The organism is Romboutsia sp. (assembly GCF_056995035.1).
The window spans coordinates 14,157-28,923 of record NZ_JBXKIW010000054.1; the positions used below are offsets into that span (position 1 = coordinate 14,157).

General features: G+C 28.9%; 14 protein-coding genes. All 14 read left to right on the forward strand.

Annotation, left to right across the window (positions count from 1 at the left end):
* The first annotated feature begins 162 nt into the window (after nt 1–162).
* The gene (locus AC11VW_RS08950) at nt 163–1,503 is read left to right on the forward strand and encodes a DEAD/DEAH box helicase (RefSeq protein WP_484301066.1); all 1,341 of its coding nucleotides are present in this window, start codon (nt 163–165) and stop codon (nt 1,501–1,503) included.
* 125 nt (nt 1,504–1,628) lie between these two features.
* Nucleotides 1,629–2,177, forward strand: coding sequence for a hypothetical protein (locus AC11VW_RS08955; RefSeq protein ID WP_484301067.1), 549 nt, complete (start codon nt 1,629–1,631; stop codon nt 2,175–2,177).
* A 36-nt stretch (nt 2,178–2,213) separates the two neighbouring features.
* Complete coding sequence (locus AC11VW_RS08960) at nt 2,214–2,348, forward strand: hypothetical protein (protein ID WP_484301068.1); 135 nt, start codon at nt 2,214–2,216, stop codon at nt 2,346–2,348.
* Between the two features lie 174 nt (nt 2,349–2,522).
* Nucleotides 2,523–2,723 carry a cold-shock protein gene (locus tag AC11VW_RS08965; RefSeq protein ID WP_026901215.1) on the forward strand — a complete coding sequence of 67 codons (201 nt, stop codon included), beginning with the start codon at nt 2,523–2,525 and terminating at the stop codon, nt 2,721–2,723.
* Nucleotides 2,724–3,161: 438 nt separating this feature from the next.
* Complete coding sequence (locus AC11VW_RS08970) at nt 3,162–4,841, forward strand: ribonuclease J (protein ID WP_484301069.1); 1,680 nt, start codon at nt 3,162–3,164, stop codon at nt 4,839–4,841.
* A 191-nt stretch (nt 4,842–5,032) separates the two neighbouring features.
* The gene (locus tag AC11VW_RS08975) at nt 5,033–5,233 is read left to right on the forward strand and encodes a cold-shock protein (protein WP_484301070.1); all 201 of its coding nucleotides are present in this window, start codon (nt 5,033–5,035) and stop codon (nt 5,231–5,233) included.
* Nucleotides 5,234–5,451: 218 nt separating this feature from the next.
* A complete protein-coding gene (locus AC11VW_RS08980; protein ID WP_484301071.1) occupies nt 5,452–6,468 on the forward strand; it encodes a LacI family DNA-binding transcriptional regulator in 1,017 nt (338 codons plus the stop codon).
* Nucleotides 6,469–6,493: 25 nt separating this feature from the next.
* On the forward strand, nt 6,494–7,402 hold the full coding sequence (rbsK, locus tag AC11VW_RS08985; RefSeq protein WP_484301072.1) for a ribokinase: 909 nt from the start codon (nt 6,494–6,496) through the stop codon (nt 7,400–7,402).
* A 6-nt stretch (nt 7,403–7,408) separates the two neighbouring features.
* Nucleotides 7,409–7,804 carry a D-ribose pyranase gene (gene rbsD / locus AC11VW_RS08990; RefSeq protein WP_484301073.1) on the forward strand — a complete coding sequence of 132 codons (396 nt, stop codon included), beginning with the start codon at nt 7,409–7,411 and terminating at the stop codon, nt 7,802–7,804.
* Nucleotides 7,805–7,818: 14 nt separating this feature from the next.
* Complete coding sequence (rbsA, locus tag AC11VW_RS08995; RefSeq protein WP_484301074.1) at nt 7,819–9,312, forward strand: ribose ABC transporter ATP-binding protein RbsA; 1,494 nt, start codon at nt 7,819–7,821, stop codon at nt 9,310–9,312.
* A 15-nt stretch (nt 9,313–9,327) separates the two neighbouring features.
* Nucleotides 9,328–10,293: a ribose ABC transporter permease gene (gene rbsC, locus AC11VW_RS09000; protein ID WP_484301075.1), complete on the forward strand. Its 966-nt coding sequence runs from the start codon at nt 9,328–9,330 to the stop codon at nt 10,291–10,293.
* 25 nt (nt 10,294–10,318) lie between these two features.
* Nucleotides 10,319–11,233 (forward strand): ribose ABC transporter substrate-binding protein RbsB, encoded by a 915-nt coding sequence (rbsB, locus tag AC11VW_RS09005; protein WP_484301076.1) that lies wholly within the window; start codon nt 10,319–10,321, stop codon nt 11,231–11,233.
* Between the two features lie 519 nt (nt 11,234–11,752).
* Nucleotides 11,753–13,495 carry a methyl-accepting chemotaxis protein gene (locus tag AC11VW_RS09010; RefSeq protein WP_484301077.1) on the forward strand — a complete coding sequence of 581 codons (1,743 nt, stop codon included), beginning with the start codon at nt 11,753–11,755 and terminating at the stop codon, nt 13,493–13,495.
* 525 nt (nt 13,496–14,020) lie between these two features.
* The coding region (locus AC11VW_RS09015) for a HAMP domain-containing protein (protein WP_484301078.1) at nt 14,021–14,767 on the forward strand (747 nt) is incomplete at its 3' end.

Consider the following 14,767-nt stretch of genomic DNA (forward strand, 5'->3'; position numbering starts at 1 on the left):
AAGAATTCAAATTAAAAATATAATGCTATTTTCATAAAAATATTGTATAATAGACATAAGAGACGCTTTTTATGTTGAGTTTTGTCGCTTGGCATAATATCAGGTAGTCTCTTTTTTCGATTATGAACACTTACTATAACAAGCACTTTAAAAGGAGAACAAATGTTATTTGAAAATTTAGATATAATACAGCCTATACAAAAGGCATTAAAAGAGCAGGGATATTCAAAACCTACTCCAATACAAGCAAAGTCTATACCACATTTATTAGAAGGAAGAGATTTACTTGGATGTGCTCAAACTGGTACTGGAAAAACAGCATCTTTTGCTATTCCAATATTACAAAGCATATATAATGATCAAAAAAAATCAAGAGGACCAAGAACTATTAAATCAGTAGTACTAGCTCCTACAAGAGAATTAGCTATACAAATAGGAGAAAGCTTTACAGCTTACTCAAAACATATGAATATAAAAACTTTAGTTATATTTGGTGGAGTATCTCAAAATCCTCAAGTAAGTGCATTAAGAGGAGGAGTTGATGTCTTAATAGCGACTCCAGGTAGAATGCTTGATTTATATAGCCAAAAGTTTATTAACTTAAACAATGTAAAGTACTTTGTACTTGATGAAGCAGATAGTATGCTAGACATGGGTATGATCCATGATGTAAAAAGAATAGTAGCCCACCTTCCAAAGGTTCGTCAAAATATATTCTTCTCAGCAACTATGCCAGATGAAATTTCAAAGTTAGCAAATTCTATGTTCAAAGATCCAATAAAAGTAGAAGTTGCACCTGTATCATCTACTACTGAAACAATTGAACAAAGTATGTACTTTGTTAGTAAAAAACAAAAGAGAGCTTTACTTATAGATATCTTAAAGGATACATCTATTAAATCTGTATTAGTATTCTCAAGAACTAAGCATGGTGCAAATAAAATTACAACAGATCTTGTGAACGTTGGAATAAAAGCAGAAGCTATACATGGTAATAAATCTCAAAATGCAAGACAACTTGCTCTAAAGAATTTTAAAGATGGTAAAACAAGAGTATTAGTAGCAACAGATATTGCTGCAAGAGGAATTGATATAGATGAATTATCTCATGTAATAAACTATGACTTACCAGAAGTAGCAGAGACTTATGTTCATAGAATTGGACGTACAGGAAGAGCTGGAAATACTGGTAAAGCTATAGCATTCTGTTCTATGGAAGAAAGAGATCTTTATAAGTCTATAGAAAAACTTATAAACAAGAAAATAGCTATAGTTAAAAACCATCCTTATGAAGCAAGTTCTAATGATATATCTGAAGTAGTAGTTAGAACAGATAATCCAAGAAACAGCAGAGGTAATGGTAGTAGCAGCAGAGGTAACGGAAATAGTAGAGGCAATGGTAACGGCAATAGAAACAAAAGTGCATCTTCTAATAAAAATAATAAAAAGTGGAATTCAGATGGAAGAAGAAAATCAGGTAGTAAAACATCTGACCATAAATAAAATAATGTGCAATAAAATACCCCAGAAAAATATTTTCTGGGGTATTTTACATTAGGAGGACCTAATTTTTAAGTCATTTTTTATTGAAAGTCAACATATGTTTAATATAAAGGAAGGTGGTACGAATGTTAAAATTTGAAATTCCAAAATTCAAAAAGACTATCAGAAATTTAAACTACATAGAACATACAAATAGAGATATAAATGAGAATGAGAAGAAACAAAATACAATTGAAGTGAAATATAAGGAAGTAAAACTAAGCGATTCATATCCTGATGATTATTTTCTAGATACATCTATAAAATTAGAAAGAAAATTCGAAAATAGGTCAATTAAAATAAATAAACCTAATGGGCATAAGTGGGCATATTTAAATTTTATGGAAATAAATTTCTCTAGTACAATAAACTCTACAAATACGTGTATTGATGTTAAATATAACTGTAGGGACAATGATGAGATAATAGAAGTCTCTGAAGATTTATTCACAGAACAACATAATGAATACATATTACAAATTAGTAAAGATATAAATGAAAGTAGAAATTTAGCATTATCAGAGAAAAAAGATATATTATTAGCATTGAAATATTGTTACAAAGAACCTTCAGATGAAATAAACAAGGCATATATAAAAATAGTAGATAAAATAGAGAAATTATATTATAAATAATTTATAAATCAAAACTCAGCAAATAGTATAGTTAATATGAAAATTAACTGTACTATTTTTCATGCAGAGACATTTAAACTTTTGATTAATTTTATCAGTGAAGCTAGCTTAAAGTATGTAGGCATACCACAAGACAAAATAGATAGTTCAACTTGTTGGTTATTTGAATAATAAAGAATATCAACATGAGGTTATAAGTGTTTATGGTAAAAAAATATAAATACATTAATTTCTAAAAAAAAAATTCGAAAAAGGGTATATATTATTTGGAATATGTTATATAATCATATATGTAGTAAATAAAAAAGAAAAGCCTTTGTAAAAAAGGTTAAGGAGAATTAACAAATGACTAACGGAACAGTAAAATGGTTTAACAACGAAAAAGGTTTTGGATTTATATCAGTAGAAGGTGGAGATGACGTATTCGCACATTTTTCAGCTATACAAACTGATGGATTCAAATCATTAGAAGAAGGACAAAGAGTAAGCTTTAATATAGTTAAAGGTGCTAGAGGACCTCAAGCAGAAAACATAACTGTATTATAATATATAGATTGTTTTAAAAAGACCTTCGGGTCTTTTTTTTGTTCAAATATACATTTAACTTTTAAAGAGTTACTGAAAAACTAAATTTCAATGATTTTTACTTATAATTAATAGATAATATTACAGTTAAGTATAGACTAAAAGTAATTATTTAAATATAATTGTAGTATAGAACTTTTATAAAGAAAGTTAAATATATATAATTTTTATAAAAATTATATATATTTAAGTTTTTTTATAGCACATAGGAAATTATATTCATTTTAAAGCTGTGGATAAATATAATTTTCGTATATGTAACATAAAATAGTTAGTTGCTATAAAAATTATATTGTTAAGTAAAATTATGCTAAAAATCGGGATTATAAAAAAATTATAGTAAAATTCAAAAAGTGAAGAAGTTATATCGGAAATAATTTCTACAAAATAGGAGTGTAAATGAAAGCAAATAATAATAAAGTTAAAGTTATCCCATTAGGAGGACTTGGAGAAATAGGAAAAAACATTACAATAATTGAATATGATAATGAGATAGTAATTATTGATTGTGGTTTAGCATTTCCAAGTACAGATATGTATGGTATTGATTTAGTAATACCGGATATAACATATTTAATAAAAAATAAAGATAAGGTAAAGGCAATAGTACTGACACATGGGCATGAAGATCATATTGGAGCGATTCCATATATATTAAAAGAGATTAATGTTCCTATATATGGAACTGATTTTACGCTAAAACTACTAAAGAGTAGATTAGAAGAGCGTAAAATAAATTCAACTAATAGGCTACATGAGGTTAAGGTTGGGGATAAAGTTTATACTGATAAGCTTAGTGTAGAATTTATTAGAACATGCCATAGTATTGCAGATGCATGTGCTCTAGCTATAACTACACCAGAGGGAGTTATAGTTCATACAGGTGATTTTAAAATTGATCATACTCCAGTTGATGGAGAATTAATAGATTTAAATAGATTTGCAGAGTTAGGTGAACAAGGTGTATTACTTATGATGGCGGATAGTACAAATGCCGAGAGAGAAGGATATACGATATCTGAAAAAGAAATAGGTAAAAACTTAAATAATTTATTTTCAGAGGCAAAAGGAAGAGTTATTGTAGCATCTTTTGCATCAAATATTCATAGAATTCAACAAATTATAGATTCATCATTATACCACAATAGAAAAGTTGCTTTTAGTGGAAGAAGTATGGAACGAGTTTCTAAAATAGCTATAGAATCAGGTTATCTAGAGATACCAAAAGATAAAATTATAAATATATATGATATTAATAAATATTCATCCAATGAAGTAACAATAATAACAACAGGTTCTCAAGGTGAGCCAATGGCAGCTCTTTCAAGAATTGCAAATTCACAACATAAGCATATAAGTATTCAAAAAGATGATTTTATAATTATTTCAGCATCACCAATTCCAGGAAATCAAAAGGCAATATCAAGCCTTATAGATAAATTATTTCTATGTGGTGCAGAAGTAATCTATGATGAAATAGAAGAAATTCATGTATCAGGTCATGCCTGTAAAAATGAATTAAGATTAATTCATAGGCTTATTAAACCAAAATTCTTCATGCCTGTGCATGGAGAGTATAGGCATTTAGTAGAACATAAACAAATAGCTGAAGATTTAGGTATGAAATGCGAGAGTATATTTATAATGGAAAATGGAAGAGTACTTGAATTGAATAAAGATAGTGCTAAAAAATTAGATAAAGTTGAGCATGGATCTATACTAGTAGATGGTTTAGGCATTGGAGATGTAGGAAATATAGTTCTTAGAGATAGAAAAAAACTAGGAGAAGATGGTATTGTAACTATTGTTATGACAATAGATGAAAATGAATTTAAAATACTTACAGGACCAGATATTTTAACTAGAGGATTTGTGTATGTAAGAGAGTCAGAGGAACTTATACAACAATTAAAGCATATAGCTAGCTCTGAGGTAGAAAGATGCCTATCAAATCAAATAAAAGAATGGAATCAAATTAAATATAACCTAAAAATTGAAATAGGTAATTATATATATGAAAAAATACATAGAAGACCTATGATTTTACCAATCATTATGGATGTTAGCAGTATAAGGTAAATCTACGGATAGACCTGAGGGTAAATTTATAGATTAAGTACTAATTATTGTATATATATTACTATTGATACATTAATTTCTAAATGTTTTATCGGAAAATAGTATATAATATTTCGAATATGTTGTATACTAATATATGTAGTAAATAAAAAATAAAATCCTTTGTAAAGAAGGTTAAGGAGAATTAACAAATGACTAACGGAATAGTAAAATGGTTTAACAATGAAAAAGGTTTTGGATTTATATCAGTAGAAGGTGGAGATGACGTATTCGCACATTTCTCAGCTATACAAACTGATGGATTCAAATCATTAGAAGAAGGACAAAGAGTAAGCTTTAATATAGTTAAAGGTGCTAGAGGTCCTCAAGCAGAAAACATAACTGTATTATAATATATAGATTGTTTTAAAAAAGACCTTCGGGTCTTTTTTTATTGTTCAAATATATATCATTGTCTATAAGAGATTGTATTTTATTTACATAAATCTAAATGTAAGAAAACGTTTTATAAAAAGTACTTGCATTATATTTTAGCGCATGATATTATTTAGGTAACCGGTAAAGTAAAACGGTTTCCTAAACCGGTTACTTTATGAAAGGGGATGTAATTTTGGCAGTAACGATAAACGATATAGCTAAATTAGCAGGTGTATCAAAAACAACTGTTTCAAAGGTTATAAACAATAAAGATGATAGTATAAGTAAAGCTACTAAAGAGAAGATTATAAGTATTATTAAAGAGCAAAATTATGTTCCAAATAAACTTGCTCAAGGGTTAGTAACTAAAAGAACTAAAACAATAGGGCTTTTAATACCAGACATACGAAATCCTTTTTTCACAGATATATCAAGAGGAGCAGAGGATTATGCTCGTAAAGAAGGATATAATATAATATTTTGTAGCACAGATGAAGACTATGAAAGAGAAGCTGAATGTGTTTCAATGCTTATAGAAAAGATGGTAGATGGGATAATATTTGCACCATCGTCAAATACATCTAACCAAGATAATGACTACAATAATCTACAAATACCAATGGTGTTAGTAGATAAAAATATAGATATATCAAATGCTAAAGGATTAGTAAAAGTAGACAATAAAAATGGCACATATGAGTCTACTAAGCATCTTATAAATGAAGGCCACGAAAAAATACTTTATCTTAGTGGACCTTTAAAAAATGAAATAAGTAAAGAAAGATTAAATGGATATATAAGAGCATTAGAAAAAAATAACATACAACATAATGAATGTGACATAGTTGAAGGTCAGTACAAATATGAGTGGGCTTATGAATTTATTAAAAATATGGATGAAATAAAACACAGTGCTATATGTTGTGCCAATGATTTGATGGCAATAGGAGTTGTACAAGCATTAAGAGAAAGAGGATTAAACATACCTCAAGATATAAGTGTTGTAGGGTTTGATGATATACAAACTGCAAAGTTAATACATCCTTCACTTACCACAGTAAGACAGCCAGCTTATGAAATGGGTCAAAGGGCTAGTGAGATACTTATAAATTATTTAAAAAATAAGGATATTGAATCTGTTGGTACGGTAACATTTAAACCGCAGCTTATAATAAGAAATTCAACAAAATCTAAAGAAAAAAATTGTTAATCTAAAATATAAAGGGGAATCATATATGAAAAAGATATGTGTTATAGGCAGCCTTAATATGGACTTAGTAGTAAATGTCGATGAAATGCCAAAGAAAGGTCAAACTTTAATAGGAGGAAACTTCAAGGAAGTTCCAGGTGGAAAAGGTGCTAACCAAGCAGTAGCAATAGCTAGACTTGGTGGTGATGTATCTATGATAGGCAAAGTTGGAAATGATGGATTTGGTCAAACTTTAATAAATGCACTTAAAACAGATAATGTAAAAACTGATTATATAGAAATAGAAAATTGTTCATCTGGTGTTGCAATGATAACAGTTGATAAAAATGCTGAAAACTCTATAGTAGTAGCACCAGGTGCTAACTTTAGAGTTTTGAGAGAAGATATAGATAAGTGTATAGATGGTATAAAAGAAAGTGATATAGTGGTAGTTCAACTTGAAACTCCATTAAATACTATAAAATATGCATTACAAGAATCTAAAAAATTAGGCAAATATACAATATTAAATCCTGCTCCAGCTGTTAAGTTAGATGATGATATAATCAAAAATGTAGATTTATTAACTCCTAATGAAACAGAGCTTGAAATATTAAGTGGAGTAAAAATAGAAAATGAAGATGATATTAAAAAAGCTGCAGATGTTATGATACAAAAGGGTGTAAAACAACTTATAGTTACACTAGGTTCTAAAGGCAGCCTTTATATAGATAAAGATAGCATGAAGTTAAAAAAATCATATAAAGTAGATGCGCTAGATACAACTGCAGCAGGAGATAGTTATACAGGAGCGTTATCAGTAGCTTTTTCACAAGATAAAGGCATAGAAGAAGCCATGGATTTTGCATCAAAAGTAGGAGCGTTATGTGTTATGAAAGAAGGAGCACAAACATCACTACCAACAATTCAAGATGTTTTGAATTTTAGGAGGTAATAACAAATGAAAAAATCAGCATTAATAAATAGTGAAATATCTTATGTAATATCTAAGATGGGTCATACAGATAGTATAACAATATGTGATAGCGGACTTCCAATACCTAGTGAAGTTCAAAGAATAGATTTAGCTCTTAAAAAAGGATTACCAACTTTTTTAGATACATTAGATAGTGTGCTAAAAGAGTTACAAGTAGAAGAAATAATATTAGCGTCAGAGATAAAACAAGTTAGTGATGACTTATATAAAGAGATAGTTAAAAGATTTGAAAATATAAAAATAACTACAGTTTCTCATGAAGAATTTAAAAATTTAACTAAGTCATCTAAGGCAATAGTTAGAACTGGAGAATATACTCCATATGCGAATGTAATATTAAAATCTGGTGTAGTATTTTAAGGGGAGTGAAAACTATGCAACAACCTATATTACAAATGAAAGGTATCATTAAAGAGTTCCCTGGAGTTAAGGCATTAGATGGTGTAAACTTAGAGCTTTACGAAGGTAAAGTTATGGGGCTTATGGGAGAAAATGGAGCAGGTAAATCTACACTTATGAAAATATTAAGTGGAGTATACAAAAAAAATGGTGGAGAAATTTATTATAAAGGTAATTTAGAAGATATAAAAGGTCCTAAAGATGCTCAGGAAAAAGGTATAGCTATAATACATCAAGAGTTAAATTTAATACATGACCTTACTATAGGTGAAAATATATTTTTAGGAAGAGAGCCAAAAGGAGCTTTTGGAAAAATAAATTGGAACAAACTTTTTAAAGATGCAGATGAATTACTTGAAAAGTTAAATATCACTACGAGTTCTAAGGAATTAGTGGGTAACTTAAGTATCGGTAAACAACAAATGGTTGAAATAGCAAAAGCATTATCTTTAAATGCTAAGATAATAATAATGGACGAGCCAACAGATGCTTTAACAGATAAGGAATCAGAAAGTTTATTTAATGTTATAAATGAACTTAAAAATGAAGGTAAATCTATAGTTTATATCTCTCATAGATTAAAAGAAATTTTTAAGATATGCGATTATATAACTGTTTTAAGAGATGGAAAATATGTAGGACAGGAAAACGTTTGTGATATAGATGAAGATATGATGATAGAAATGATGGTTGGAAGAAAGCTAATCGACCAATTTCCCAAACAAGATGTAGATATAAAAGACGTAGTTTTAGAAGTTAAAAATCTTAGTAATCAATATATTCATGATATATCTTTTAATGTAGCTAGTGGAGAAATAGTAGGAATAGCTGGACTTATGGGAGCTGGTAGAACAGAACTAGCTAAGACTATATATGGATATTTTAAAAAAGAAAGTGGAGAAATTTATGTAGATGGTAAGAAGATAGAAAATAAATCTTCTAAGGATGGTCTTAAAAATGGAATTGCTTATGTATCAGAAGATAGAAAAGGTGATGGGCTAATTTTAGGATTATCTGTTAAGGAAAATATGAGTATATCATCATTAAATAATATGTCATCAGGAATTTCTATTAATAAAAGTAAAGAACTAGAAGTTGTTAAAAATTATATACAAAAAATGAATATAAAGACTCCTAGTGAAAATCAGATTATTAAGAATTTAAGCGGTGGTAATCAACAAAAAGTGGCCATAGGTAAAGCTCTTATGACTAATCCTAAATTATTAATTCTTGATGAACCTACAAGAGGCGTTGATGTAGGTGCTAAAAAAGAAATATATGATTTAATAAATGAATTTAAAAAAGAAGGCAAAGCAGTTATTATGATATCTTCTGAAATGCCTGAGATATTAGGTATGAGTGATAGAATATTAGTACTTAGTGAAGGAAAATTAACAGGAGAATTTAATAGAGAAGAAGCAAGTCAAGAAATAATATTAAAGAGTGCAGTAGGCACAAAAGAAGTATAAAAGGGAGTGATTAGTATGAGCAAAATAGCAGTTGAAAAGAAAAATCTAGATTTTAAGGAATTACTTATAAAATACAAAACACTAGTAGGATTAATATCGTTAATAGCTGTAGTAGCTGTGCTTAGTCCTTCATTTTTTACAGTCTCAAATCTTTTAAATGTACTTAGACAAACGTCTATAAATGCAGTTATAGCAGCAGGTATGACTTTTGTTATATTAACAGGAGGAATAGATTTATCTGTTGGGTCTATACTTGGATTTAGTGGTGCTATGGCAGCAAGTCTTTTAGTATCAGGTCAAAATATGTTTGTGGTAGTACTTTTATCATTAACAGTTGGAACCGGTATAGGGTTTTTAAATGGTGTTATAATAAGTAAAGGTAAATTACAACCATTTATAGCGACACTAGCAACAATGACAGTGCTTAGAGGGGCTACATTAGTATTTACAGATGGAAAGCCTATATCATTTGGAAGTAGTGAGGGAGCTTTAGCATTTAGTAATATTGGTGGAGGAAATCTACTTGGAATACCAAATCCAGTTTTAATAATGATAGCAGTATTTGTAGTATGTTATTATGTACTACACCAAACGAAGATAGGAAGATACACTTATGCTCTTGGTGGAAATGAGGAATCAACTAAGTTATCTGGTATAAACACAGATAAAGTTAAAATGTTTGTTTATACAGTTAGTGGTCTTTTATCATCAATAGCAGGGATTATAATAACAGCAAGACTATTCTCAGCTCAACCAAATGCAGGTAGTGGATATGAATTAGATGCAATAGCAGCAGTAGTACTTGGGGGAACAAGTCTTACTGGTGGTAAAGGTAAAATAGTTGGTACAATAGTAGGAGCTTTAATAATAGGTATATTAAGTAATGCTCTTAACTTATTAAATGTATCATCATATTTCCAAATGATAGCTAAGGGAGTAGTTATACTAATAGCTGTTCTTTTAGATAGAAAAAATGATTAACACATTATAAAAGGAGGAAATTAAAATGAAAAAAATTACGACAATGCTAATGGTACTAGCTTTATCATTAGGAGTATTAACAGGATGTTCTTCAAAAGAAACCAGTAAAGAAACCAGTAAAGAAACTAAGAAAATAGGTTTAGTAGTATCTACTTTAAACAATCCATTCTTTGTAGATTTAAAAGAAGGTGCAGAAGCTAAGGCAAAAGAGTTAGGATATGAATTAGTAGTACTTGATTCTCAAAATGATCCTGCGAAGGAAGTATCAAACATGGAGGATATAAGTACAAAAGGTGTTTCTTTAGTGCTATTAAACCCAGTTGACTCTGATTCAGCAGCAGCAACTGTTCAAATAGCAAACAATGCATCTATACCAGTTGTAACTTTAGATAGAGCAGCAAATGGTGGGAAAGTTGAAACACATATAGCTTCAGACAATATAGCTGGTGGAAAGATGGCAGGAGAATATATAGTAGCTCAATTAGGTGGAAAAGGTAATATAGTAGAACTTGAAGGAATAGCAGGATCTTCTGCAGCTAGAGATAGAGGGCAAGGATTTGAAGAAGGTATAAAGGGAAGTGAATTAAAGGTAGTAGCTAAACAAACTGCTGATTTTGATAGAACTAAAGGATTATCTGTAATGGAAAATATATTACAAGGTAATAAAGATATAAAAGCGGTATTTGCACAAAATGATGAAATGGCTTTAGGAGCTCAAAAAGCTTTAGCAGATGCAGGAATGAAAGACGTAATAATAGTAGGATTTGATGCTACTGACGATGCTGTAAAAGCTGTTAAAGAAGGAACAATGGCAGCAACTGTAGCTCAACAACCAAAATTAATAGGATCTTTAGGAATAGAAACTGCAATTAAAATAATAAATAAGGAAAAAGTTGATAAATTTATTCCTGTAGAATTACAATTAGTATCTAAAAAATAGTTACAAAAATAGTTCGGATTTAGATTTTAGTATTACATTAATTAAATAATTTCTATTAATAAAATATAACATTTACTCACAACCTTCAATTATTAAATTGGAGGTTGTTTTTCTTATAATCAAAACTATAAATAAAAGTATTTTTATAAAATTAATGAAAATTATGGATGAAGAAATTAGAAGAAATTTAAGAAAATTCAAAAGTGACCTCATGTTGTCAAGAATATATGACTTTAAAAGAATTAAATCCAAATTTATGGTAATATTTTACAATTAATGAAAAAATATAAAGTTATCGCACTATATGTCGAAATATAATATATATGATTTAAGCATACAAATTATAAATACTAAAACAATATAGGTCTATATATAACATTTAAATGGAGTTTTATCTAGAGCTTAGAGAGTAAAGGAAAACGCAACATTGGTTATTCAAATTTATTATTTAAATAGAAAAAAATTATTGTATGATATAGCAAAAATCATAATAAATCAAAGTATAGGGGAGGCATATATATGAAAAATTTAAAAATAGGTAAAAAGCTAGGTATATCTTTTATTGTTTTGTTAATGATTACAGCGTTTGCAAATTTTTATGCACTATCTAATTTAAAAGAATCAGGAAAATTAAGTCATGAATTATTTAAAAAACCTTACGTAGCAACAACTGAAACTATGGGAATTCGTAGGGATGTGGCTTCCATCGATGGCGATATTATGGGGGCAGTTTTTGTAGACAATCTTGGAAAATATAAAACTATTGCTAGTGAAGATTTTAATAGCATTGACGGAAGAATTAAAACACTTCGAGACTGTTTTGAAGGAGATGAAACAAAAATTAATAATCTTGAAAATTCTATAGCTGATTTAAGACAACAATACGAAAAAATTATCGCTCTTGTAGAACAAGGCGATTATAAAACAGCAAAAGAAATGGCAACAAATAGTAGTAGTGAGTATTGCCAAGCATATAATAAGTGTGCAGAAGATGCAATAGCTCTTAATGAAGACGCAGAAACTATCGGTACTAAATTTGATAAAGACGTACAAAGTACAGTAGCAACAGCAACGTTTATTTCTACAGTGTTGAGTGTATTTGCTATAGCATCAGGGGTAGTTATATGTCTGTATATTACAAAGAGCTTAAAGCGTCCAATTGAAGAAATAGAAATAGCTGCAAATAAAATGGCTGATGGTGACTTTGATATTACTATTAATTATGAATCAGATGATGAATTAGGTAATTTATCAAATAGTATGCGTCAAATGAGTAACAAAACTAAGGAAATTATAAATGATACAGTTCGTGTTTTAGGAGACGTTGCATCGGGTGATTTTGATGTTGCACCTGAAGTAGAATATATAGGAATATTTAAAAATATTGAAAAATCAGTGATTAGAATAACTAATGATTTAAGTGAAACAATGTCACAAATAAATGTAGCATCAGAAGAAGTTGGGGCGGCATCAGATCAAGTGGCAAGCGGATCGCAAATGTTATCACAAGGTACGACTGAACAAGCAAGTGCAATTGAAGAGTTATCTGCAACTATTATAGAAATATCTAATAAAATTAAAGATACTGCAAATAATGCGGGGGAAGCTAATGTTTTAACATTGAGCGCAGGTCGTGAAGTTGAAGCTGGTAATGAGCAAATGAAACAAATGGTTAAAGCTATGGAAGGAATTTCGTTGACTTCTACTGAAATTGGTAGAATTATAAAAACAATAGATGATATTGCATTCCAAACAAATATATTAGCATTGAATGCTGCTGTAGAAGCTGCTAGAGCCGGATCTGCTGGTAAAGGATTTGCTGTTGTTGCTGATGAGGTAAGAAATCTTGCTGCTAAATCAGCAGAAGCTGCAAAAAATACTGCTATACTTATTGAAAATTCAATAAAAGCAGTTGATAACGGAACTAAGATTGTAGATTATACAGCGCAGTCACTTCGAAAAATAATTGATACAACTAATAAAACTATTTTATTAGTTGAGGACATAGCTAAAGCATCTGATGAACAAGCTAGTGCGATTGCTCAAGTTACATTAGGAGTAGAACAAATTTCAGAGGTCGTACAAACTAATTCTGCAACATCAGAGGAAAGTGCTGCTGCTAGTGAAGAATTAAGTGGACAAGCACAGATGCTGAAATCACTTATTGAGAACTTTAAATTAAAAGATACAAATGGTTCTCATAAACATATAAATTTTCATAGTAATGAAATTAAATATTTTACGATGAATGAATCTGAATAATACAATGAACTTACTTTACAAAGTATTATTAAAAAAATGGAAGCTTTTAAGCTTCCATTTTTAATGTCTAATTTAATTATATTTATCATCTTTTTATAATTAAAATCTTATAAATAAAATTATAACAAAAGAAAATACAATATATAAAATTTAAAGTAACTATCTATTTATTTGTATAAAAATAAGATATTAGTAATATCAACATGGGCTAAAGAAAGTTCACTAGTACTATAATCTTATAAAGAGTATATGATTTTAAAAGAACTTAAATCTCTAAAAATAGTAATTGACTTATAATTCAGAAAAAAATATAAAGTTATGAGATGATGTGTCGAAGTATAATATATATGATTTAATCATACGAATTATAAATATTAAAGTAATATAACTCTATATACAATTCAAATGGAGTTTTATTTAGAGTTTAGACATTAAAGAAAAATTCAATGTTGATTATTTCAATAGAAAAAATATTGTATGATGTAGCAGAAATCATAACAAATAAAATTGCGGGGGGGAATACATATGAAAAATTTAAAAATAGGTAAAAAACTAAGTATATCTTTTATTATTTTATTGATGCTTACAGCTTTTGCAAATTTTTATGCACTATCTAATTTGAAAAAAGCAGAAAAACTAAGTGAGGATTTATTTACTGGGCCTTATGTGGTAACAAGTCAAACTTGGGGGATTCGTAGAGATCTAGCTAACATTGCAAGAAATATTAATAATACATTCCTTGAAAATAACCAAGAAGGATATAGAGCAACAATTCTAAGTGATTTTGATGATATTGATGAAAGAATTGGCAGTATTCGTAGTGCTTCTACAGTTCGTGATTCTGTAGAAGATCAAAAAACGCTTGATAATCTTGAAAGCTTGGCAGCTACGCTAAGACAAGAATACGGAAAAATGTATGAAATTGCAAAGGAAAAAAGTTTTAGTGGTAAGATATCTGATATAGATACTAGTGCATGGGGTGAAGCATTTGGTAACATATCAGAGATTATGATAGATTTTACTGAAGAGGCAGAAGCTAATGGTATTCAATTTAATAAAAACGTACATGATACAGCATCAAAAGCAAGGTTTATTTCTACAGCGCTGAGTGCATTTTCTATAGTAGCAGGAGTAGTTATATGTCTGTATATTACAAAGAAATTAAAGCAACCAATTGAAGAAATAGAAATAGCTGCAAATAAAATGGCTGATGGTGACTTTGATATTACTATTAATTATGAATCAAAGGATGAATTAGGTATTTTATCAAAT